General features: G+C 71.5%; 13 protein-coding genes and 1 pseudogene. 8 read left to right on the top strand and 6 right to left on the bottom strand.

The window, feature by feature from the left end:
- Positions 1–70 precede the first annotated feature (70 nt).
- The 4 genes from IE272_RS35395 to IE272_RS35380 all read left to right on the top strand — a co-directional run bounded on the left by IE272_RS35395 (position 71) and on the right by IE272_RS35380 (position 2,969).
- A complete protein-coding gene (locus tag IE272_RS35395; RefSeq protein ID WP_098893677.1) occupies positions 71–457 on the top strand; it encodes a barstar family protein in 387 nt (128 codons plus the stop codon).
- 274 nt (positions 458–731) lie between these two features.
- Positions 732–1,184: a hypothetical protein gene (locus tag IE272_RS35390; protein ID WP_030634078.1), complete on the top strand. Its 453-nt coding sequence runs from the start codon at positions 732–734 to the stop codon at positions 1,182–1,184.
- Between the two features lie 314 nt (positions 1,185–1,498).
- Positions 1,499–2,113 (top strand): hypothetical protein, encoded by a 615-nt coding sequence (locus tag IE272_RS35385; RefSeq protein WP_143674097.1) that lies wholly within the window; start codon positions 1,499–1,501, stop codon positions 2,111–2,113.
- A 187-nt stretch (positions 2,114–2,300) separates the two neighbouring features.
- Complete coding sequence (locus IE272_RS35380) at positions 2,301–2,969, top strand: HNH endonuclease family protein (RefSeq protein WP_190009759.1); 669 nt, start codon at positions 2,301–2,303, stop codon at positions 2,967–2,969.
- Between the two features lie 292 nt (positions 2,970–3,261).
- Here IE272_RS35380 and IE272_RS35375 read toward each other — a convergent pair whose 3' ends face one another.
- Positions 3,262–3,528, bottom strand: coding sequence for a DUF6207 family protein (locus tag IE272_RS35375; RefSeq protein WP_097963740.1), 267 nt, complete (start codon positions 3,526–3,528; stop codon positions 3,262–3,264).
- A gap of 137 nt (positions 3,529–3,665) precedes the next feature.
- On the opposite strand from IE272_RS35375, the gene IE272_RS35370 reads away from it, so the two are divergent.
- On the top strand, positions 3,666–4,016 hold the full coding sequence (locus IE272_RS35370; protein WP_190009757.1) for a DUF8825 domain-containing protein: 351 nt from the start codon (positions 3,666–3,668) through the stop codon (positions 4,014–4,016).
- Positions 4,017–4,086: 70 nt separating this feature from the next.
- Here IE272_RS35370 and IE272_RS35365 read toward each other — a convergent pair.
- Positions 4,087–4,794: pseudogene (locus IE272_RS35365) on the bottom strand (ATP dependent DNA ligase); the annotation flags it as partial.
- A gap of 251 nt (positions 4,795–5,045) precedes the next feature.
- Positions 5,046–5,219 (bottom strand): hypothetical protein, encoded by a 174-nt coding sequence (locus tag IE272_RS35360; RefSeq protein WP_190009817.1) that lies wholly within the window; start codon positions 5,217–5,219, stop codon positions 5,046–5,048.
- A gap of 242 nt (positions 5,220–5,461) precedes the next feature.
- Here IE272_RS35360 and IE272_RS35355 point away from each other — a divergent pair, with 242 nt between their 5' ends.
- From IE272_RS35355 to IE272_RS35345, 3 genes are read left to right on the top strand one after another with little or no spacing between them, the layout of a single operon-like run.
- On the top strand, positions 5,462–6,160 hold the full coding sequence (locus IE272_RS35355; RefSeq protein ID WP_215101280.1) for a YczE/YyaS/YitT family protein: 699 nt from the start codon (positions 5,462–5,464) through the stop codon (positions 6,158–6,160).
- A 16-nt stretch (positions 6,161–6,176) separates the two neighbouring features.
- Positions 6,177–7,235, top strand: a complete 1,059-nt coding sequence (locus IE272_RS35350) for a ketoacyl-ACP synthase III family protein (RefSeq protein WP_190009753.1) — start codon at positions 6,177–6,179, stop codon at positions 7,233–7,235.
- Positions 7,232–8,038, top strand: a complete 807-nt coding sequence (locus tag IE272_RS35345) for a thioesterase II family protein (RefSeq protein ID WP_190009751.1) — start codon at positions 7,232–7,234, stop codon at positions 8,036–8,038. Before IE272_RS35350 ends, IE272_RS35345 begins: the two co-directional genes overlap by 4 nt.
- Before the next feature lie 58 nt (positions 8,039–8,096).
- Here IE272_RS35345 and IE272_RS35340 read toward each other — a convergent pair whose 3' ends face one another.
- Genes IE272_RS35340 through IE272_RS35330 form a run of 3 tightly spaced genes read right to left on the bottom strand, consistent with a single transcriptional unit; the run spans position 8,097 to position 23,998 of the window.
- Complete coding sequence (locus tag IE272_RS35340) at positions 8,097–8,909, bottom strand: SAM-dependent methyltransferase (protein ID WP_190009749.1); 813 nt, start codon at positions 8,907–8,909, stop codon at positions 8,097–8,099.
- Between the two features lie 37 nt (positions 8,910–8,946).
- Entirely contained in the window at positions 8,947–10,071 is a 1,125-nt protein-coding gene (locus IE272_RS35335; RefSeq protein ID WP_190009747.1) for a MupA/Atu3671 family FMN-dependent luciferase-like monooxygenase, read from the bottom strand.
- 7 nt (positions 10,072–10,078) lie between these two features.
- A complete protein-coding gene (locus tag IE272_RS35330) occupies positions 10,079–23,998 on the bottom strand; it encodes an SDR family NAD(P)-dependent oxidoreductase (RefSeq protein ID WP_190009745.1) in 13,920 nt (4,639 codons plus the stop codon).
- Between the last annotated feature and the right edge of the window lie 5 nt (positions 23,999–24,003).

Here is a 24,003-nt window from a genome sequence, read left to right as displayed (position 1 = left end):
TGAGCACGGTGGGTGGCCCGGACAGACCACTCCGATGCTCAGATGCCATGACGTCGCCTAACGTCGCGGCATGACGATGATCTACGTACTGGATGGCAGACGGATCCACTCGCTGGAGGACTTCTGGCTGGTGATGGGCGAGGCGGTCAACGGTCCTGGCGGCTACTTCGGACGGAACCTCGACGCCTTCAACGACTGCCTGAGGGGCGGATTCGGCACGCCGGATGACAATGACTTCGCGGTGGAGTGGCACGATCACACCTACTCCCAGCGAGCCCTCGGGCACACGGAGACAGCCCGTCAGCTGGAGATCCGCCTGGAGCGCTGCCACCACGCCAACCGCCCCAGAGTGGCCGAGGAGCTTGCCGCAGCTCGCGCCAGCAAGGGTCCGACGGTCTTCGACTGGCTGCTCGAGATCTTCGACGATCAGGTGCCCGGCGCCCTGGTGCTGCGCTGATCCCTCACGCCGACGCGGACCCACGGTCAAGGTGCGAGAGGCCAGGCGGAGCTAGCAACGGGGCCACAGTCCGGCTGATTCTGAGCATGGGAGCTGTCCATCCGGGGCCACCTCCCATCCGCAGTCACAGCTGCGACGTAGCGTCGTAGTTGGCCACTGAGCGTTGTAGATGGCCGGAACGGCGCAAGACCGACTGAGTCGCAGCTCGGCAGGGCCTCGCGCAAGCGAGGAAAAGGAGATGCCAGCTTCTGGCCTGCGGAGGCACGATCTCTTCATGTCGACCGACATCAGCGGAATGATCGAATGCCGACCAGGGGCCCGTATATGGGGCCTCGACGACGAGGACTCCGTGTGGGAGGTCGGCATCGATCTCTACCTCCTCAACCAGGGCAACGCCTACGACGGCCTGGCCTGCCTCTTCGGAGTCCGGAACTCCTATGGGTTCCGCCCCCTGGCCGAGGACCGGGGCTTCCCGGATGACGCCTCGGATGGCCTGCGGGAAGAGTTCGCCGGCTATGGCGGCTCCCCCGATGTGTACGGAACCACGTGGCTGACCTGGGCGGAGCTGAACGCCACGGATTGGCAGGAGACCAACATCTCAGGCACACGAACCCGCGCCTCGGCTGCGGGGATCGACACCGCCTGGGGCCGGGTCTGGAGCGTCATGCGTACCCTCAGCGAAGTCCACGGGGCGGAGAACGTACGCCTTGTCGCCTGGTTCCACTGACTTGTTGTCCGACTACCTGGCCAGGCGGACCAACTACAGATCTACCAGCCGCTACTGGGCCAGGTGCGCCGCACGAATGACGGGATGGTCTCAGGCGCAATACGGTTCGCCTGTACGTGGGTGAGCAGTGCGAATTCGAGGGTGGGGACCTGATGGTGCGCAGGAGTGGACGAAGACTGGTGTCGACGGCGGCGTTGCTGTCGGCGATCGGGCTGACCGCAGCGTGCGGGGAGAGTCCCGAGCGTGGCGACGCCGGAGGGAAGCCTCGTACCGCGGCGAGCGCGGCGGCCGACAAGTCAGAGCGCTCCGAACCTGTGACCGCTGTCGAGTTGAAGGCCGCGCTGCTCACTGCGGAGCAGGCCGTCGGTTTCGAGATCACGGGAAGCCGTTCGCGGGACGGTGCTGCACCGGAATCCTCCTTCGACGCCGAGGAGACCGTCTCGCCGGAGGTCTGCCGGCATGTGAAGGAGGCGACCTCGGGTGACGGTGAGGAGGCTTCGGCCGCCTCGTCGATCATGTACCCGGCCGGGACGTCCATCTCTCCCCGGAGCACCAGCCTGATGAGCTATCCGGAAGAGGCCGCCCGGGCCCGCATGACACAACTCCGCGAGGCCGTCGGAACATGCGGCCGGTTCAGGTTCAGCAACAAGTTCGGAAAGTCGTCCGTCACGAGCGAGATGCTCAAGGTCCCGGACCTCGGGGAGGACGCCCTGCGGTACCGGACCCTGTCCCGGCTGGGCAGCAGTGGCTTCGCCTGGACCCTGGTGACCGTTGTACGCGTCGGAGGTGTCATCGCGACCATGCAGGTCATGGTGCCCACCGGGCCCATGACGCCAGAGAAGCTCGCCACCTTCAAGCCGGAGCCGGGCCCAGAGGAAACGGTCACCGCCACGCTGATCAAGAACGTCACCAAAGCCGGGAGTACCTGAGCGCCTCGCTGCGGTCCGCCGCAGGCCAGCATCGGCCTGACCGGGCTTCAGCGGGCGTACCCGGACTGTTGCGGGCACGGGCGCCAGGGCAGAGGAAGCGTTCCTGCGGTGAACCTACTCCCCCGCGCGGGTGACAGCCGGGATCCCGGGCTTCGCGGAGGGCAGGGTGGCCCGGTAGAACACGTTGGTGATCAAGAACTTCGTACGTTTCAGCGCACTTTCCCTCGCCCTTGTGTCCCTTTTCTCCGCTCCCGCCGTTCAGGCCGCTCCAGCGGCGGAGGTGACGACGCTGGCCGACGCGGTCGGCCTGGTACAGGTCACCGAAGAGGACCGCACCGGCTACACCCGCTCGTCCTTCAAGCACTGGAATTCTGGTGAGAACGCGACCGACGGGTGCAACACCCGCGCCGAGGTTCTCATCGCCGAAGCTGTCGTCGCGCCGACCGTGGGCGCCGGCTGCAAGCTGACCGGCGGCACCTGGATCTCCTATTACGACGGACAGGAGGTCACCAGCGCCGGGTCCCTGGACATCGACCACATGGTCCCGCTCGCCGAGGCCTGGGACTCCGGTGCCTCCGCCTGGACCGCGGAGCGGCGGGAGGCGTACGCGAACGACCAGGGGGCGCACGTCTCGCTCGTCGCGGTGACGGCCCGCTCCAACCGGCAGAAGTCCGATCAGGACCCGGCCGACTGGATGCCGCCGTCCCCCGACGCCGAGTGCCGGTACGTCGCGGAGTGGGTGTCGACCAAGCTCCGCTGGCAGCTCACCGCGGACGACCGCGAGCTCGAGGCGCTGAAGGTGTACGCGGACGGTCCGTGCGAGGACACCATCGTCCGCTACACCCCCGCCGCCTGACCCGCCCGCCGGCGGGAGCGCCGAGGAGGCCCTGCCTCCTTTCAACTGCGTGCTTCTGTCGGTGCCTCAGGGGCGACCGGCGACCCGGCCGGAGCTATGAGGAACACGATCCCGGTGGCCGGACGGTACGAACCGAGGACAGCCCAGCAGGGCGTCAGCAGCCGTGGTTGGGCCCGTCCCGTCGACGTGGGAAGGGCGCCCGGACGGGCTCCGCGTCCACGCTGTACCGTCCGGGCCGCCCCGGCGGGTGGCGGCATGCCTGACGGCCTTCGGGAAGAGCTTCTTCACCCGGTCACTGGTCGGCCGTCGCGGTCTGTTCCTCCCCGGCCTGGGGGAGGCTGGCTTCGCTGCCGGGGTTGGTGCGCCGGATGTCCGCGTGCACCCGGGCGCGGACGCCGGGCTGGGCGGGATCGCGCCGGATCTCGGTGATGCCGGAGGTGGCCCAGAGCTGTTGCAGCTCGTCCATCAGGGCCAGGGCGGTCTCCTCGTCGGCGGCGGTGATGTCGAGTACGACGAGCCCGGGCTCGCTGACGTGGCGGGCGTCGATGACGGAATCCATGCCCGGTGCGACGCCGCGGCCGCCGGTTCCGGTTCGCGGCCGGGGTGTGCGCCACCCGGATGAATGAGCGGGAGATGTGAGGTTGTCCTGCCGTGTGCCGCTCGCTTCCGATATTCGAACATGCGTAGCATTCTGGTGTGACGAGGTACGACTTCCCCCAGGATCTGTGCGACGCCCAGATCGCTCTGCACCAGGCCCAGTCCGAGTACGACCAGTACGTACGGACGCTGCCCTGGTCGGCCGAGCCGATGTCCGGCTGGCAGGCGGACAAGCAGCTCCACTCCGACTACCGGTCGGCCAAGCCGGACAGCCCCGGGTACACCGAGGAACAGCACCAGCAGGTCGCCGCCTACCGGAAGCTCCTGCTGGAGCTCAGTGCCCAGGTGAGCACCCATCCCTTCTGGCAGACGCTGGACCCCGGCAACGTCGTCCCCGGCCGAATGCAGCTGAAGCACGTGAACGACCAGCCCGTGGGCGAGGCGGCGTAGCGCGCTGCCGGTCGGAGACGCATCCTGCCCGAACGGACCGGAATCCGGGCCGCGCGGTGCCTCCGCGGGATCAAGCGAGGTCGCCGGGGGCGAGGTCGGGGCGCAGCCGGTGCCAGGAGGGGTGGCGCAGACGTCCGGCGCGGGTGCGGGTCGCGTAGCTGACCTCGCCGACCAGACGGGGGAGCACCCACTGGGCCCCGGCCACCGGCGGGATCTCGGCGAACGGGCAGGTGTCGATGGCCGCGACGTGGAGAAGGCCGGCGAGGCGGGTGCGTTCGGCCCTGCTCCAGCCGGTACCGACGCTGCCCGCGTAGTGCAGTTGCCCGCCGAGCTTCTCGCCGACCAGGACGGCGCCGGGTAGTCCGGTCAGTCGGCCGCGCCCGGGCACCCACCCGCCGACCACGACGTCGGCGGTACGCACGAAACGGATCTTGATCCACGCCTTCGACCGCACCCCCGGCTCGTACCGGGACGTGAGCCGCTTCGCGAGCAGCCCTTCCAACCCGGCGTCCCGGACCATTTCCCAGGCCTGGGCCCCGTGCCCGACGATCGCCACGGGCGTCGACCAGGCCGGCCCGGCCAGTCCGAGACCTTCCAGAAGTTCGCGCCGCTCCGCGTACGGCAGGCCGGTCACGGGACGGCCGCCAAGGTGCACGACGTCGAAGAGCATCAGGTGCGCGGGCACCCGGGCGGCCATGACCGCGGCCCGGGCGGGGGCACCGGCGAGGCCCATCCGCTGCTGGAGCCGCTCGAAGTCGCTCCGTCCCTGGTCGTCGAGCCGGGCGCACCTCCGCCACCCACTCCTACACGGACATCGGCCGTTTCCTACGGATCGCTGATGCTCCCGGCCCCCGGCTCCTCGGACACCTACACCGAGCCCGGAAGCGACGAGCTTCTCACGGCATCGGAGCGCCGAGGCAGGGAGTGGCCGGCCTGGTCGGCTGCCGGCAGCATGCCGTCCGGCTCAGCCCCGGGAAACTGCGCGGAGTGAGCGGCAGAAGGCGGGAAGGACCGCCCCACGCCTGGCTCTCAAGGCCGGTAGACGAGCTCGGTGAGGAACGCGGCGATCATGGCCCAGACACCGACGCCGACCATCCACATGGTGCTCGACAGCGCACCGGCTGTGATGGCTGCCAGGCCGACGAGACCCGACACCCGCACGGCTACGAGCACGCCGCGATCCGGACCCCAGGTATCTCTCATGGGACCACCTTGTCGGCCGCCCACGGCAAACACCACGGAGCACGCGAATCACTGTCGGAATTCTGACGGCGGTGCCGTGCCCGCCTACCCGGAGGCACCGCGGCCCCCGCTCGGTCGAGTCTGGGGTGCGTGCTGGGGGTGCTACCGGGGCGATCGTCCCCCTGGACCGGCCAGGCTCGCCGACAGGGCGCGGCGCGTCCGCCGCTCCCTCCCTCCACCGTCAGTCTCACTCGGGAGTCCGCATGAATGATGCGTCACGCCATCGCGGCGCCGGCTCACGCCTCCGCGTCCACCTGGCGGAGCGCCGAACCCGCTACGGCGTCTACCTGGCCGGGTGCTTCTCCTTCTCCCTCGGCGCGGCGTTCTTCATCAACGCGGATCTGGGTACCGACCCTCTGGACGTGTTCGCGCTCGGGCTGCTGGAGCACGTTCCGCTGACCATCGGAATCGCCCAGGCCCTCGTGGCGGTGGTCTGCCTCGTGATCTGGGCCTGCTGGAACCGCAGACGGCCTCCGCTGTCGCCCTTCTTCACCTTCTTCCTCTGCGGCAGCATGATCGACGTGCTGCGCGCCACCGGACTCGCCGGCCACATACCCGTCACGGACGTCGCCCTCATGCTGGCCGGGGTCCTTCTGTGCACCTACGGATCGGCCCTGATCATCATGAGCGGGGTGGGCATCCGCGCGATGGACCTGGTGGCCATCAGCATGGTCCACCGGTGGGGCTGGCCCTTCTGGGTGGCCAAGGGAAGCCTGGAGCTGATTCTTCTGGGATCGGGATACCTCATGGGCGGGCCGACCGGGGTGGGCACGGTCTGCTTCCTGGTCCTCGTCGACACCCTCATCCAGCCCTGCATGTGGCTCAACGCCCGGCTGTTCTCGATGCAGAACCACGGGCTCGCCAAGTCCAGCGCGGTTTCCCCGGTCCACGCCTCCACCTAACGCAAAGGTTCCCGTCATGCTCTTCGACAACCTCTACCTCGCCGGGATGGGCGCCTACCTGCCCGAACGGGTCACCACCGCACAGGCCGTCGCGGACGGCCGGTACGACGCCGATGAGGCGGCCGCCCTGGGCTGGGCCTCCGTCGCGGTCGCCGGCGACGTCCCCGCGCCGGACATGGCCGTCAGGGCGGCCAAGGACGCCTTGGCGGTCTCCGGGCACGACACGCGGGACGTGGCCGTGCTGATGCACGCCACGTGCAACCACCAGGGCCCGGACATGTGGTCCCCGCAGCACTACATCCTCCGCAACACCGTGGGCGGCCATGTCCCGGCCGTGGAGATCCGCCAGGGCTGCAACGGGTTCCTGGCGGCCATGGAGCTCGCCGGGTGCTGGCTCGGGGCGTGCGGCGACCGCGTCGCGGCACTGGTCACGTCCGCGGACAACTGGGGCGACCCGCTGGTGGACCGCTGGCGCGCCACTCCGGGAGGGCTGTTCGGCGACGCCGCGACCGCCGTGGTCCTGTCACGGGAGCAGGGGTTCGCCCGGCTGCTGAATGTGCGCGCCACGTCTCTTCCGGACCTGGAGGAGCTGAACCGCGGCGGCGAACCGCTCTTCCCGCCCGGATGTACGACCGGCCGCCGGGTCGATCTGCGGGAGAGGGCTGCCACGTACCAGGGAGGACAGGACGTGGTCCGGGCCGGAGCCCTGATGGGCGAGACGCAGCGGACGCTGATCCTGGAGACGCTGGAGGAAGCGGGGCTGGGAGTCGGGGACATCACCCGGGTCGCCCACCAGTTCGTGGGGGATCGCGGTGTGTTGCAGCGGCTCCTGGAACCGTTCGGCGAGAACGCCGCCGACCTCGGGGTGTGGGACTTCGGGCGGTCCATGGGCCACACCGGGGCCAACGACCAGACGAGCGGGCTGTTCCACCTCCTCACCACCGGCCAGTTGGCGGGGGGAGACCGCGTGCTCCTGCTCGGCGCCGGCGCCGGAATCGCCTTCTCCTGTGCGATTGTCGAGATCATCGACATCCCCGCCTGGGCCGGTGGCCCCGAGCCCCACCACGCGGCATGAACGGTCCGGCGGACGGCCTCGCCGTCCGGCCGGACCGGTGGATCGTCCGGCCGGCGGTCCCGCGGAAGAATGACCGGGACCTCCGGACCGGCCCTCTGCTCCGCCTGGTCTGCGTGCCCTACGCGGGTGGTGGCGCGTCGGTCTACCAACGCTGGGGGCATGCCCTGCTCCCGGCGGTCGAGCCCTGGGCGCTGCGTCTGCCCGGCCACGACGCGCGGATGGCGGAACCTCTCGCCACCGACCTGGTGTCCGTGGCGGCCGACGCCGCTGCGGCACTGGTCGCACTCGGTCCGGGCCCGTACGCGCTCTTCGGCCACAGTCTCGGGGCGTTCCTCGCCTTCGAGATCGCCCGGGCGCTCCGGGACCGGTGGGACACGGAGCCCACGTTTCTCGCTGTCGGCGGACGCAACGCTCCACACCTCGGGGCATCCGGCGTGGCGATGAGTCATCTCCCGGACGACGAGTACCTGGACCTGCTGGACCAGAGGTTCGGTGCGATTCCGAAGGTGATCCGCGAGGACGCCCAGATGCGAGACCTGTATCTCCCGATCCTGCGGGCCGACGTCACCATGCTGGAGACGTACGCCCACCGCCCGGGAAGACCGTTGAGCTGCCCGATCCTCGCCCTCGGCGGGGAGGACGACCCCGAGACGTCCGTCGGCTCCCTGGCCGCCTGGGGCGCGCACACCACCGCCGGCTGCACCACCGTCATGCTGCCCGGGGGCCACTTCTTCCTGGAGACCCAGCGTGAACAGCTGCTCCAGCTGCTGTCCGCGGAGCTGCTGGCCACGCTCGTGCCCTGACGGCCCGGACAGCGCTCGTGTGCGGGGTGTCACTGCCACCCCGCACACGAGCGGAGCCTCAGCGGCGTTCCGCGGTGATCAGGACGTAGCCGAGGCCGGGTGTGTAGAAGGTGTTCACCTCGGGGTCGAGCAGCGCCTCGACCACGCTCTCCCCCGCTATACGCACCCACTCGTCCCGGTGAGCGAGCATTTGCGTGCGGAGCGCCGTCCGGACCTCCTCGGGCACATGGATGTGTTCGGTCACGTCCTGGACGTCCACCACGTCGAACCCCTCCGCCTCCAGGAGAGGCGTGTAGGCGTCGAGTTCGATCGCTGTGACCAGCGGGTGTATGCCGGACCAGTCGTTTCCCGGTTCGTGGAACATGTCGGCGACGGCCAGTCGGCCTCCGGGACGCAGCACCCTGGCGGTCTCCCTGAGCGCACGCGCCTTGTCGGGCATGTGGATCAGTGACTCGAAGAGCCAGGCGCCGTCGAAGGAGGCGTCCTTGTACGGCAGCTTCTGGGCGTCGGCTCGCTCGAACCGGACACGATCGTCCATTTTCCGTTCGCGCGCCGTGGCGGTGGCCCGCTCGATCTGACGGGGACTCACCGTGACACCCAGGATCTCCACGTCGAAGGCCTCGGCGAGGGTGAACGCCGGCTGGCCGATACCGCAGCCGATGTCCAGGATGCGCTGGCCCGGCGCGGGGTCGAGCCGGGCCATCATGAGTTCGGTGAGCCTCGCGGTGGCCTCCTGGAACGAACGGCGGTCGTTCTGGTCCTCCCAGTAGCCAAGGTGCAGGTTGCTGTCGTTGATACGGGCGTGGAACTCGCTGAACTCGTCGTAGAGTTCGGCGACACCGTCGATGTTGGACTCGGGATCGTTCGGCATTCGGCTCTCCGTGGTTCGGTGGTGGCGGCTCTCGCTGTCAGCCTCGGTCGTAGTACCAGCTGACGTCCCGGCGACCGCTGGCCGCCCGAGGGCCGAGGCCGGGGACTGTGGGGCGCACCTCGTGCGCCGTTCTCGCCGAGCAACGCCGGCGAAGTTCGTCCAGAGCGGGCAGGGCGTCGAGCACCGTCGGGAAGGGGAGTCCGAAGTCCACCAGGCAGGCGACCTCGTCGACTCCCGCGGCACCGAGCCGGTCGACGGTGGCGGCGCACTTGTCGACGCTGCCGAGCAGGGACCTTCGGCTGTAGTAGTCCTCGGCCATCAGCTCGGCGAGCTTGTCCTGCTCGGCGGTGTCGGTCCCCCGTGAGGTGCCGCTGACCTTGTCGTCCTGCCTCTGCTGGCTCATGAAAGAGCTGAGGTACTGCTTGACGGGACGGCGGACGAGCTCCCAGACGTCCTCGTCGCCGCTGCCCACGTAGGTGTGCATGCCGACGGTGACGACCCCGGCGGCGGGGTCGTGTCCCGCCTCCGCCCGCGCCGCCCGGTACGCGGTGACGTTCTCTTCGAGCTTCTCCCAACTCGTCAGCAGAGTCAGGATGTTGAGCCCGCGCCGACCGGCTTCCAGCCAGGTCCGGGGGTTCGACGTGTGGACGAGCCACAGCGGGAGTTCCGGCTGTCGGGGCCGGGGGAAGGTCCGCACTTCCAGTTCCCGGCCACCCGGGCCAGGGAAGGCCACCGAATTGCCCCGCCACAACCTCTTCAGGGTGTCGATGTGGCCCAGGGTGTCCTCCCGACGCGTCTCGTAACCGTCGGGGTAGAACACGAAGTCGCCCTGGTGCCAGCCGGTCGCCACGCAGACGCCGGCCCGGCCACCGGAGAGCTGGTCGACGAGGGACCACTCCTCGACCACGCGCACCGGGTGGTGGTGCGGCAGCACCACGCTGCCCGCCCGGATGTCGATGTTCTCCGTCGCCACGGCCAGGGCCGCGGACAGTACGGCCGGGTTCGGGAAGCTGCCCCCGAACTCCTGGAAGTGCCGCTCTGGCGTCCAGATCGCGGCGAAGCCCCGGGCGTCGATGAATCGGGCGACGTCAAGGATGAAGCGGTAGCGCTCCCCGAAGTCATAGCGGTCGTTGGCGGAGAAGAAGTAGACGCTCAGCTCCATGGGGTCCTCACTTCTTGCCGGGTCGCTGGGCCGGGTACAGCGAGGCCGGGAACATCCCGACCGGAGCGCCGGCCACGTCCAGAAGGGGCGAGAGCGTGCGCGCGATCCGGGCGAGGTTGTCGTTGTGGGCGATGGTGTGGTGGTCGGCCGTCATCTCGTGGATGGTCATGCGGTCGCCCACGAAGGCGGCGAACCCGTTGGACGTGTCCTTGCTCGTCCGGGGCACGGCGGGAAGGTGGTTGTCGTTGCCCGGGGCCAGAAAACCCTCCGTGGCGTGGAAGAGCGTGGTGGGGACCGAGGTGGTCAGCGGCTCGGGCCGGTACTCCTGCAACAGGTCGCCGTTGCGGAGCATCACCTCGTGCCGGACCAGGATCTGGCGTTTGATCAGCTCCTGGTCCGGCCCGGAAGCGGCGCGCAGGTGGATGTGCCGGGCCACGAAGGAGAGCTGGGCGTCCAGGTCGAGGCCGTGGAGATCGGACAGGGTGACCTGCTCCGTGACTCCGTACCTCTGGCACATCGCGTTCCCGAGCATGACCAGGGAGAACGACTCGGCCTCGACCTCGGTGACCGTTCCCCAGTCGACGCTGTCCCACGACTCCGTGCCCGGCATGATCGGGTCGATGACGATCAGGTGCGACACCGCTTCGCCGGCCTTCTGCAACTGGGCGGCCATCTCGTAGGCGAGCACGCCCCCGAACGAGCAGCCTCCCAGCAGATAGGGCTCCCCGGGGAACTGCTCCCGCAGTTCGGAGACGTAGTGGGCGGCCATCTCCTTCACCGAGGAGTAGTTCCCCGACCCCGCGGAGCCGTGGGGCCCGACGCCCAGTTGCTCCATCCCGATCAAGGGAGTGTGCGAGCCGAGGTGGCGGGAGAGGTAGATGGCGTAGCTCACCTCGCCGTACAGGTTGTGGGCCCAGAAGGAGCGCCTGCCGTTGCCGTAGCGGTTGATGGACACGAGCGGTGACGGCTGTTCGCCGTCGCCGGACCGTGGGGCGGGGCGGGTTTCGGCGATCTCACGGGCGACGTCCTCGGAGACGAGGTCCCAGGGGGCGCGGTCGAGTTCGCGCAGGGCCGGAGGCGGCGCGATCCACCGGTCGAAGTCGCCGAGTTCCCCTTCGACTCCCTGGACACCGCGGATCACCTGCGCCCTGCCGACGCCCGAGAGCGGGCTCGGCCGGTACCGGGCGGCCGTGTCGGCCAGGGCACGGCGCCACCGGACCGCGTTCGGCAGCCATCGGTGCAACGCCTTCGCGGGCATGGGCGCGTACGGCTCCAGCAGCCGTGCCGCCGCCTCCGTGCGGGCGTCGAGGTCCGCAGCGGGGACCGTCGCGTCGAGGGCCGGGCGGGCACCCGCACCCCAGACGGCGGCGAGGGTCTCCGCGACGGCGGCGACGGAGGCGGCGGGCGACTCCGCCGCGGGCACGAGTCCGGGCTCCGGAGTGCCCAGAAGGAAGAGTTCGGCGACGTCCACACCGGCGTCCAGGAGCAGCCTCGCCGTCTCGGCGGCGACGAAGCCGCACAGGCCGTGCCCGACCACGCGGCAGGGCCCCTCACCATGGCGTGCCAGAACGGCTTCGGCACAGAATCGCGCCAGGTCGGCGATGTCTCCTACCGGTTCGGCGTGGTCGCCGAAGCCGGGGGCTTCGAGGCCCAGGACCGGTCCCGCCGCGGCGAGTCCTTCGGACAGATGGAGCAGCCAGGTCAGTTCTCCGGTGTCGCCGAACAGGCAGTAGGCGGGGACGCCCGTCTCCGTCTCCGTGAAGGGGATCCAGACGGGCTGGGCGGTGAGGCGAGGCGCCGCGCCGCTGACCGGGGCGGCCGTGTCCGGCAGCATCGGCGCGGCCGTGTCGGGTATCTCGTCGGGCAGCACATAACTGCGTCCGAGGTGGGCTGCGAGCCGGTCGACGCTGGGGTGTTCGAGGATCGCCGCCATCGGGATGTGATCGCCGTAGCGCGCCTGGATGGTCTGCATGATGCGCATGGCGCCGATCGAATCGACACCGTACGAGGCGAACTCCCGTGCCGGGTCCACGTCGGTGGGGCGTATCCCGATGCCGTCGGCGATGGCCTCGCGGACGTACGCCCACAGCGGAGCGGGCCTGCCGGACGAGTCCGGGGCCGCCGACGGCGGCGAAAGGAGCGGGGCTACGGCGACGGGTGTGCGGGCCGCGGAGGGTACCGGGACGTCCCGGTATCCATCCGCCGAGGCGGCAGGCGTGGAGCTGGGCTGCCGGGGGCCCGGTGAGGGCGCGGGCAGCCAGTGGCTGGTGGGCGCGAACGGATAGGCCGGCAGGGTCACCCGCCCGCGCCCCCCGGCCGGATGCAGTGCACGCCAGTCGACGGCGGCACCGCCCGCCCACAGGGCGGCAAGCCTCCGCGCGTCGCCCCGGCGGGCTCGGTCGAGTGCGGCGGCGATGTCGTCGGCGTCCCACCCAGGGCCGGACTCCGCCCCGGCCGGGGTGGAGGCGTGCAGCCTCTGGTCGGGAGTTCCCGCCACGTGGTTCCGCAGCACGTCCGCCAGCTCGTCGAGTGAGGTGGCCGTCACCGCGAGGCGGGCGGCGAAGGGGCGACGCCCGACCTGCAGGGTGTACGCGATCTCGGCGGCGGTCGGCCTGTGCGGTCCGCCGCTCGTGACAAGGCGGTCCAGATGTGCCATCAGCCCCCGAGCGTGGGCATCGAGCCGTTCGGGGGTGCGCGCGCTGAGTACGAAGAGGTGCGGCGCAGCTGTGTCCGGGGTGGTGTCCGGCTCGGTCGCGGGAGGCTCCTCGACGACGATGTGCGCGTTCATCCCGCCGAATCCGAAAGAGCTGACACCGGCTCGCCGGGGCGCCGGCGAGCCGGTGGCCCGGTCGATCGGCCGCTGCCACGGCCGTACGGAAGTGACGAGGTGGAAGGAGGAACCGGACAGCCGCACACCGGGGTTGACCCGCTCCACGTGGAGCGTCGGCGGAAGTACGCCGTGCCGGAGGGCGAGCAGCACTTTGATGAGTCCCGCGATGCCGGCGGCGGTCTCCAGATGCCCCACGTTGGTCTTGACCGTGCCGAGCCCGCAGTGCTGGAGACCAGCGCCCTCCGGAGCTCCCTCGCGCTCGAACGCGGTCCGGAGTCCGGTGACCTCGATCGGATCGCCCAGCGCCGTCCCCGTACCGTGCGCCTCAACGTAGCTGATCTGCTCCGGGCCGACCCCGGCGTCCTCCTGGGCACGGGTGATCACCGCTGCCTGGGCAGCGGGGTTCGGGGCGGTCAGCGAGGCGGCGCGTCCTCCGTGGTTGGTGGCGCTCCCGGTGATGAGGCCGTGGATGTGGTCCCCGTCGGCCCGTGCGCGGCTGAGCGGCTTGAGGAGAACGGCCCCGACTCCCTCGCCCCGTACGTATCCGTCCGCCCGGTGGTCGAAGGCCTTGCAGCGGCCGTCGGCGGCGAGCATGCCCGACGTGGTGAAGGCGTCGAATCCGGTAATGGACAGGATGATGTTGACTCCACCGGCGATCGCGAGGTCGCACTCGCCGCTCCGGATGGCGCTGACGGCCCGGTGGATCGCGACCAGGGAGCTGGAGCAGGCGGTGTCGACGGGCTCGCTGGGACCGCGCAGGTCGAGCAGGAACGAGATCCGGTTGGCCAGCACGCTGTGGTCGTTGCCGGTGATGAGCTGGCCGTCCACGCTCGCGCCGCGTTCGCGGGCCAGTTCTCCGTACTCGGAGGAGGCCACACCGACGTAAAGCCCGCACCGGGTGCCCGCGAGGTCCGCCGGGTCGTGTCCCGCCTCCTCGATCGCGGCCCACACCGTCTGCAGGAACAGGCGGTGCTGGGGGTCCATGACCCGGGCCTCGCGTGGCGATATCTGGAAGAACTCGGCGTCGAAACGGTCGACGCCGTCGAGGAATCCGTCCTGGGGGCGCCGGGCCGCGTCGATTCCGGGGAAGCGGTCGGACGGTGCGTCACCGACGAGGTCGCGGCCTGCCGCCAGATGGTTCCAGAAGCTGTCCAGATCCGGTGAGCCCGGGAAGGCGCCCGCCATGCCGACGACGGCCACGGGTTCGTTCACCCACGGGTGGGGGTCGTCAGCGGCCTCGGCCCGGCTCGGCGCCTCCCGTACCGGCGGCTCCGTGGGGCCGCTCGCCAAATCGGGGCTCCCGGCCGGCGGACCGCCGGGCTCCCGCCGGCCGGCTGCCCCGGCGCGCGGGGCGGTCAGGAGATCCACCACCGCGGCGACGTCACGGCACCCGTAGAGGATCGCGGGGCTGACGTCGAGGTCGAACTCGGCACCCAGCCGGTCGGCCAGTCTCACCATGGTCACCGAGTCGAAGCCGAAGTCGCTGAGGTGGTCGGCCAGGTCGATGTCGGAGCGTGAGACGCCCAGGAGTTCGCAGATCAGCCCGACCAGGGTCTCCTGAGCGGCGTCCGGGCCCGGCCGGTCGGCCGCCCTGGTGGATTCCTCGGTGTCGGGGGTCGACGGGTACTGGGTCACGGGAAGCTCCTCGGACGGGAACGCGGGCCCGTCGTCGACGGCGGGGCTCCGGTCCGGCAGATCCAGCCAGTACCGGTTGCCCGCGAAGGGATAGGAAGGCAACGAGACGATCCGGCCGCGACCGCCGTCCTCGTTCGGGTGGGCTACGCCGGCGAGGCCGTCCACCCACGCGCGCGCAGCCGGGTATCCGCCCGCGGGCCACGCGCCCGCTGCGGGACTCCCGGCCGTGTCGGCGGAGCCGCCCGCCCGCGCGTTCGTCAGCAGATGCGGCGACGACCGTCCGTTCGCGTACGCGTCGAGCACGTCCACCGCGTCGGCCAGGCTGCGCACGGGTGCGGCCAGGCGAGCGGGCAGGGGTTCCCGCCCGAGGCGCAGGGTGTGGGCGACATCGGCGAGTCTCAGTTCGGCGCCGGTTTCCCGCAGATGGTCACCGATGCGGATCGCGTGCGCGCGGAGTTGTCCGGCGGTGCGCGCCGACAGGAACAGCACCTCGCCGACCGGCCCGGCGGGGTCGGGTTCCGGCAGTCGGCGGGGAGGCGCCTCCTCCAGGATGACGTGGGCGTTGGCACCTCCCGCCCCGAAGCTGCTGACGGCGGCCCGGCGTGGGGCGCCGGCCGGCCGGGTCGGCCAGGGCGTGGGTTCCCGGGGCACCTGGAATCCGTCCGCGGTGAGCGGCCCGTCCGCTCCGAGGGTGGGAGCCAGGACTCCGTGGCGGAGCTGCATCAGAGCCTTCGTCAGCTGCGCCATTCCCGATGCCGCTTCCAGATGGCCGATGTTGGGCTTGAGGGAGCCCACGGCCAGGGACGTCCGACCGCCGGCGGTCAGGTACGTGCGGCGCAGCGCTTCCAGCTCGACCGGATCGCCCACGGGTGATCCGGTGGCCTGGGCCTCCACGTACTGCACGGAGGCGGCGTCGATTCCCGCCGCACGCAGCGCGTCCTCGATCAGCTCGACCTGTGCGTCGGCGCTGGGCACCCCGTAGCGGTCCGCCGTCCCGTCGGAGTTGGCGGCCGAACCGAGGACGCAGGCGTCTATGCGGTCGCCGTCCCTGACGGCGTCCGACAGTCTCTTCACGACGACCGCTCCGACGCCTTCGCCGGTGACCATGCCGTCGGCCTCGCTGTCGAAGACCCGACTCCGGCCGTCGCGGGAGAGCATTCCGGCCGTCGCGAGGTCGAGATGGTGGCTCGGATGCAGGATGAGGTTGACTCCGCCCACCAGCGCGGTGGTGCACTCCCCCGCCCGTACGCTCGCCGACGCCAGGTGCAGGGCGGTCAGGGAGGAGGAGCAGGCGGTGTCGACGGTCATGCTGGGACCGGCGAATCCGAAGGTGTGGGAGACGCGGTTGGCGAGGGACCAGGACGACGCAGGCGCCTGGAGCCGGTTGCCCCGCCCCCATTCCTCGGTGGCGAGGAGCTGGTACTGCCCGTGATGCATCATCCCGACGAAGACGCCGACCCGGGCGCGTCCGGTCTCTCCGGCCCGCGATCGCAGCCGCGAGGGCGGCCATCCGGCGTCCTCCAGCGCCTCCCACGCGGTCTGCAGGAACAGGCGTTCCGCCGGGTCCATCCGCTCCGCCTCCCGCGGCGAGATCCGGAAGAGCAGCGGGTCGAACCGGTCGATGTCCTCCAGGAACGCTCCCCAGCGGTGGTAGGAGCGTCCCGCTGCCCTGCCCGTGGGGTCGTCGTGGTCGGCCAGCGGCCACCGTGTCCCGGGGATCTCCCCGATGGCGTCGTCACCGTGCAGCAGCAAGCTCCAGAGGGTCTCGGGATCGCGGGCTCCGGGGTAGCGTCCCGCCAGACCGACGATGGCGACGGGCTCCACGGCCTCGTGGCGGGGGGTGCGGGCGGAGACGGCGGAATTCCGCGCGCGAGGGGCCGGATCGCGGTGAGCCGGCGTCGCGCCTCCGTCGTGCCCGTCGGCAGCGGGTGATTCCGGGGTAGCCGCGACGTCGTCCACGGGATCGGGGGATCCACCGGCCACAGCTGCCGCCAGCCGTGGCCCGCAGGCGTCGATGAGCCATCGGGCGATGTCCGTCACGGACTCCCCCGTGGTGAGGACTTCCCGGGGCAGCGGCCCGAGGCGGCGCTCCAGGATCTCGCGTGCCTCCATGGTGGTCAGCGAGTCCGTCCCATAGGCGATCAGAGGTGTTCCGGCCTCCAGTTCGCCCTTCTCCATGCGCAGCAGTCCGGTGTATGTCTCCGTGAGCAGGGCGACGGTCCGTTCGAGGAGGTCGTCGCTCCCGGGCGAATGCGCAGGGGTCTCGCTGTCGGTGACCGTCGGAGGGGGTGTCGTCGCCCGCTCCGCGCGCGGGGAGACGGAGGGGTCCGGGACCCACGGGCCGCGCTCGGCGATGAAGAGCCGCTGACCGCACTGCTCCGGCGTCCAGCCCTCGACGCCGAAATGCCGGACGCCTCTCATTCCCGCCTCGGTCATCAGGCCGCGCCAGGCGCCGGGGGCGAGCAGGGGCGAGTGCGGCAGCCGCAGTTCCTCGTCCCGGGCATGCCACCAGCCGTCCGTGAGGCCGAAGACCGGGGTGACGCTGTCGAGTACGCGGGTCGCCTCGTTCACCACGAGCAGCGCACCCGGCCTCATCAGACGGGCCACATGCCCCAGGGCCGCGCGCACGTCAGGGACCGCGTGCAGGACGTTCGTGGCGACGACGAGGTCGTAGCGGTCCTCGGCAAAACCCTGTCCGGCCGGGTTCGCGGCGATGTCGAGCGGGCGGAACACGGCGTAAGGGCGGCCGGCGCCGAACCTCCGCTCCGCTCCGAGCAGCAGGCTCGGCGCGATGTCGGTGATGTCGTAGCGGACCCGGTCGGCGAACCGGTCGAGGACGTCCAGCACCTGCCGGGTGGTGCCGCCGGTGCCCGCCCCGATCTCCAGGACGCGCAGCGGAGCCGTTGCGGTGGCCGTGCCCAGAAGAGCCGACCGGGTACGGACCGCCTCCGCGACCGCCGCCGCGCACAGAGCGTTGAAGTGCCGGGTACGGGGATCGTCGTGGTAGAGGGCGGCCAGACGGCGGTCGTCGCCTCCGGGAAAGAGCACGTCGAGGCCGCGCCGGGCACCCGTGAGGATCTCGGGGAGCGCGGCGACGCACTCCTCCATCAGGTCCAGGGTCGGGCCGAGGTGGGGGAACCGCCGCAGGAGGGCTTCCCGCCGGTGGCTGTCGTCGGGCTTCCCCTGGGGACGTTGGAAAGGATGAGCGCTGTCCAGTGCGGCGCGGAGCGCGTCGAAGAGGCGGTGCTGCGCGGGTACGACTCCGAGGGCGGACCTGAGGCCGTCCGAGGACGGGCTGTCCCCGGCCGGATCCGGCAGCCCCATGGCGGTGAGCTTTTCCCGGACGAGCTGTCGTACGTACTCGTCCACGGTGTCCAGGTAGTCCGGAGCGAACGGCTCCCCCGCTGCGCGCACCGCCGCACGGGTCGCGGCGAGGACCGGGCCGAGCGTGGCGGGCGTGGCCGACGGTTCCAGGGTGTGGTGCTCGCTCGTGGCGACGGGCGTCACCTCCGCCAGGGCGTCGGAGACCTTGAACGGCACCACGTGGGAGGTGTCCGCGGTCAGTGCCTGCCGGAGGTAGCGCCAGCCTTCGTCGGACGAGATGGGCTGTACGCCCCACTCCGCGAGGCGGCTGCGGTGCTCATCGGTCGCGACGGCCCCCTGGTCCCCCCAGAAGCCCCAGTCGAGAACGGTCACCGGCCAGTGCAGCGCGTTCGCCAGGTGCAGCCCGTAGGCGTCCTGGAACGTGGAGCCGGCGGCGTAGTTGGACTGGCCCGGGTTGCCGGTGTGGGCGATGGCCGAGGAGAAGAAGGCGAGGAAGTCGAGGGGTTCCGCCGCCAGGGCGTCGCACAGGGCGACGGTCCCCCGCACCTTGGGGCCGAGAGCGTCGGTGAAGGAGACGTCGTCGGCACGGGCGATCGTCCGGTCCGACAGGACGAAGGCGGAGTGAATCACTCCGTCCACGCCGCCGAACCGTTCCCGCATCCGGCTCACGACGTTCCTCATCGCCGACGGATCGGTCACGTCCGCCGCCGCGTAGTCGACCGACGCGGCGCCCGCCAGGCGCAGCCCGGCCAGCAGCCCCTCGGGCAGGTCGGCTTCGGGGCGCCTGCCCACGATCAGCAGTCGGGCCCCGAAATCCCGGGCCAGCCGCTCGCTGATCGCCGCTCCGAGACCACCCGCACCCCCGACGACGAGATACCGGCCGCCCGCCCGGAACGGTGAACGGGTCCTCTCCCCTTCGGGCATCCGGACCGGCATCAGCCGCTTCGTCAGGCGGGCCCCGTCCCGCAGGACCACTTCCTCGTGGGGGAGCCCACCCGGCTCGGCGTCGATCCGCGCGAGCAAGGTGTCCCAGGTGTCCGCCGCGGAGCAGTGGGCGAGTTCCGCCCCCGCCACGTCGACGCCGACCACCGTCAGGAACGGCATCTCGCGGGCGAGGGTCCGGGTCAGGCCGTGCAGGGAGGCAGCGAACGGATTGGCGGTCGGAAGTGCGTCGTCGGTCTGCTGGCTGTCGTTGGTGACGACGGTCAGACGGGTGCCCTGGGGGCGGAGTTCGGCGATGCTCCGAGCGAGGTGGAAGAGCGCCAGGCAGCCGTGGCGCTGGGAGAGTTCCAGGTGGTCCAGGTCGGTCGGCGAGTAGCGCCGCCGCTCCACACCGCCCAGGAAGTAGACGTGCCCGAGCGTGGGCAGCTCGCGAAGAATCCGGCCGAACGCCTCCGCGGAGGCGAGGGCGGTGATGTCGACCAGCCGGGCGTCTGCTCCGGCTCGGCGGACGATCGCGGCGCCGAGGCCGTGGTCCCGTTCCGTGGTGAACACGAGGGTCGTCCCGGAGCGGTCGCCGGGCGTTTCCCATACGGGCCCGGTCAGCCGCCACACCGGCCGGTAGGCGGGCAGGGAACCGGTCCGGGCCGGTCGGACAGCCGTCAGGCCGGCGAAGCGTACGAGCGGTCGGCCGTCCTCGTCGTACAGGTCCACGTCGCAGCGCACCGTGCCGCGTGCCGGATCGGCCTCCACCAGCCGCGCGTGGGCGTAGCGGGCCTGCCCCGAGGGAGCCACGAGGTCCACCCGTGCCACGGAGACCGGAAGGGTCGCCGGTTCGTCCCAGAAGGGCACCGCCCCGTGGAGCGTGTGCAGGGCCGCGTCGGTCGCGCCGGGCTCCAGCCACCAGTCGCTGCCCCCTCCCGGGGTGGCGGACAGTTCGGCAAAGGCTTCTCCGTCCCCGCGGTACATCCGGCGGACGAGACGGTAGGCGGGCCCGAACGCGAGCCCTTGTTCCGCCGCGCGTCCGTAGAAGGAGTTCGCGGACTCCTCCCGCGTACAGCGGGAGCGGAGCGCCGCCGGGTCAGCGCGTCCGGCCGGCTCCCCCGGTACTGTCGACGCGGTCATGGTCGCGTGGACGGTGGTGCCGTCCGGGCCGCGCGTGATGACCTGTCCGCGGACGGTGTCGCCTTCGGCGGTCAGCAGGACCGTCGGCGCACCCGTGTCCAGATCGAGAGGGGCACGCCAGCGTACGTCGGTCAGCGCGGCGACGCCGTGGCCGGTCAGCCGGGCCGCGGCGGCCCGGACGAGTTCCAGATGGGCCACGCCGGCCAGGACCGGTCGGCCGTCGACCACATGGTCCGCGATCACCGGATCGGTGGGAGGCAGGTCGAGTGCGAACTCGGCTGCTCCGTCGCTGTTCCCGACCTCCACGAGCGGTGCTCCCCCACGGGCGCCGACGGCCTCGTCGGAGACCGACCCCGGCCGGACCGCCGGGCGGACCGACGGCCAGTGGGACGGCCCGGCGAAGGGGTATCCGGGGAGCGGGACGATGCTCGGCCGCGGGGACGTCCCCGGTGCCGCGGTCCAGTCGATGTCGGCGCCACGGGCCCAGAGGTCGCCCAACTCGCGCCAACGCAGGGCGCGGAGCAGTTCGTCTGTGCTTCGGCGTGAGGTGCCGGCCGGTCCGTCCCCCGGTGCCGTGGCGATGTGCTGCGGCTCGTACGGCTCGTGCGGCTGCCGAAGACGCTCGACGAGTTCGTCGACCGAGGCGACCACCAGCGCCCGGCGGTACGCGAACGGCTCGCGGCCGACGCGCAGCGTGTGCGCGATGTCGCGAAGCGGCCGGGGAGCGTCGGGCCGGGTGAGCGCCCTCGCCAGGCGTTCGGCCATGGCCGTCAGCCGGTCCGGGGTCCGGGCCGAGAGCAGGATCAGATGTTCCTTGCCCTCCTCCCCAGCGCCGGGAAGGGACCCCTCGCGGTCCCCGAACTCCTCGACGATCAGGTGTGCGTTCGCACCGCCGGCCCCGAAGGAGCTGACCGCCGCCCGCCGGGGAGTGCCGCCCCGCGTCGCGTGCCAGGGCTCCAGGGATCGCTGGAGCCGGAAGGGTGTCGCGGCGAAGTCGATCCGCGGATTGGGCGGGTCGCTGTGCAGAGTGGGGGCGAGCTTCCGGTGCCGGAGCTGGAGCAGTACTTTGGTCAGACCGGCGATGCCGGCGGCCGCTTCGGCGTGGCCGATGTTCCCCTTGACCGAGCCAATGGAGCAGAACCCGCGGTCGGGTGTGTACTCCCGGAAGGCGCGCTCCAGGCCGTCGATCTCGATGGGGTCGCCCAGTTCGGTCCCGGTGCCGTGCGCCTCGACGTAGCCGATCGTGCGGGGGTCAACCCCGGCCCTGCGCAGTGCCGACCGGATCACGGCGGCGTGCCCCTTCGGAGAGGGCACGGTGTAGCCGTTGGTCCGTCCGCCGTGGCTGATCGAGGTGGAGCGGATGACCGCGTGGACGTGGTCGCCGTCGGCGAGCGCGGCGGACAGGGGCTTGAGCACGACCGCGCCGACGCCCTCGCCCGGGACGAAGCCGTTGCCGCCCTCGCCGAACGGGCGGCACACGCCGTCGGGCGACATCATCCGCTGCTCCGAGAGCATCGCGTACTTGAGGGGGTGCAGGTTGAGGTAGGCGCCCCCGGCGACGGCCATCCGGGATTCGCCGCGCCGCAGGCTCTCGCAGGCCAGGTGCAGGGCCGTCAGGGAGGCCGAGCACGCCGTGTCGACGGACATGCTGGGTCCGTGGGCGTCGAGGAAGTAGGACAGCCGGTTGGCGAGCGAGAACTCCATGGAGTGGGCCGAGACGGGGTTGCCCTTGCCCCATTCCTCGGCGCCGACCAGTCCGTAGGCCAGTCCCGTGGTGCCGACGAACACGCCCAGGGCGTGGCCCTCCTCGGTCCGGGTGGCACGGTGCAGCCGGGCCCGTGTGTATCCGGCGTCCTCCAGGGCGGACCAGGCGACTTCGAGGAACAGCCGTTCGGCCGGGTCCATCCGCCGGGCCTCACGCGGCGCTATGGAGAAGAACAGGGAGTCGAAGCGGGTGACGCCGGAGAGGAAGCCGCCCCAACGTCCGTAGCTGGAGCCGGGCCTGCGGTCCCCGGTGTCGTGCCACAGGTCCTTGTCCCAGCGGTCCGCGGGGATCTCGCCCGTGCTGTCACGGCCGCCGCTGAGCAGTTCCCACAGGTCGCCGACGTCGTCGGCTCCGGGGTAGCGGCCGGCCAGTCCGACGATGGCGACGGCCTCGTCGGCGCTCGCGCCTTCCGGGGCAGGGGGCGCGGGCGCGGCATCCGGTGCGAAGGCCGTCGACGAGCCGGTCGTGAGCGGGTCCGGGCGGTGGAGCGCTGAACGCAGCGGCTCCTCGAAGGCCGTGGCGAGGTGTCGGGCCAGCTCGTTCACGGTGCGGTGCTCGAACAGGAGCGTCACCGGCATCGGGCATCCCAGGAAGTCCTCCAGCGACACGGAGAGACGCTTGATCATGACCGAGTCGATGCCGAGCGCCGAGAACTCCTGGTCGGGAGCGAGTTGTCCCGGACGCATCCGGGCGAGACCTGACACGACTTCGACGAGGTGCGCGCTCGCCGCCCGGACAAGGTCGTCGTCCTCGGACCTCACGGCCGCGGGGGTGACGGACGGCGCGACGGCCCCGGAGGTGCGGCCGGAGGCGAGGCGGTCCGCCACGAAGCGGTCGATGCGCCGGCCGTCCCCGTACACCACGACGGTCTCCGGGCGGTCGGCCCGCAGCGCGGCGGACATGACCGCGAGACCGGTCTCGGCGGGCATCGCGGTCATGCCCTGCAGCGTCGCGACGGCCAGTTCGTCGCTCGCGCTCAGCCGCATCCCGCCGCCGTCCCACAGCGGCCAGCCGATGGCGACCGTGGTGCCGGACCGGTGGCCCCCGGCGACCTGGGCGGCCCGGCGCGCGGCGAAGCCGCCGAGCGCCCGTCCGGCCGCGGCGTAGTCGCTCTGCCCGGGATGGCCGAGGTAGGCGGCCATGGAGGAGAAGAGCACGAAGGACGTGAGAGGTTCGTCGCGGGTCGCCTCGTCGAGGTTTCGCGCCCCCATCACCTTGGGGTCCAGGACGCCGTGGTGCGCCGAGGGCGCCTTGTTGGCGATGTAGGAGTCGGCGTTGACGCCGGCGAGATGCAGCACTCCGGTGAGCGGGCCGAACTCCTCGCGGGCCACCGCGACCGCGGCCCGGACGTCGTCCAGCCTGGTCACGTCCCCGCTGACGTACCGTGCCCGGCCACCGACCCGCTGGATGCGTGCGAGAGCGGCAGGCGGGATGTCCGCTTCCCCCGTGCGGCCCATGAGGACGCAACGCGCCCGGAAGCGGCTCGCCAGCAGCTCCGCGAGAGCCAGTCCGATTCCGCCCGCGCCCCCCGTGACGAGGTAGACGCCCTCGTCGGCCAGTTCTGCCTCCTTGTCCCAGGCGAGCTCCACCGACGGCATCACCCGGACCCAGCGTCCCCCGCCGTCGTACCGCACCTGCGAGAGGGGCTGGTCCGTGCGTGCCAGCTCTCCCAGGGCCAGGGTCGCGAGGTCCGCCGACGGGTCGACCGACAGGGAGACCATGCGCAGCCGGCGGTCCTCCTGGGCGGCGATACCGCAGAAGCCGCCGAGCGCGTCGGCGGAGAGGTCCCGGTCGTCGCCCACGGCGACGCAGGCCACGGCGAGACGGTCATGGACCCGCTCGCGGACGAGTGTCGCGAGTGCGGGGTACACCGCGTCCAGACAGCGCTCGGGACCGGATGCTGTGATGATCACGATCCGTTCCGGGGCGGGGCCGTTCAGGCCGGTCTCCCGCCACAGGCGTGCCCATGCCGATTCGTCCCGCGCTCCGACCCGGTAGGTGGAGTCGTCCTCGCGGTGGAGGCCGGCGTCGTGCGTCGCGTGGACGAGGACGGCGCCCGTGGGCGGGACGAAGGTGGGAAGCCCGCCGCCGGTCCGGTCGAGGACGAACACGGTCCCGGCTCTGGTCCCGGCCACGGACACGGCGGATCGGTCGCCCTGCTCCCATCCCGGGGCGAAGCACCGCACCGTGGGAAGCGTCCCGTGGCCGGCGTCCTCCCGGGGCGCGGCGCCAACGGCGATGAGGGCGGCTGCCTCGGCCGCCGGAAGCTCACCGCTCCGGACCAGTTCGAGGATGCGCCGTCTCGACATCTGCT

This window comes from Streptomyces anulatus (assembly GCF_014650675.1).
GTDB classification, from domain to species: domain Bacteria; phylum Actinomycetota; class Actinomycetes; order Streptomycetales; family Streptomycetaceae; genus Streptomyces; species Streptomyces anulatus.
Note: the sequence above shows the minus strand (reverse complement) of the source record. Positions and strands in the feature narration are given on the sequence as shown.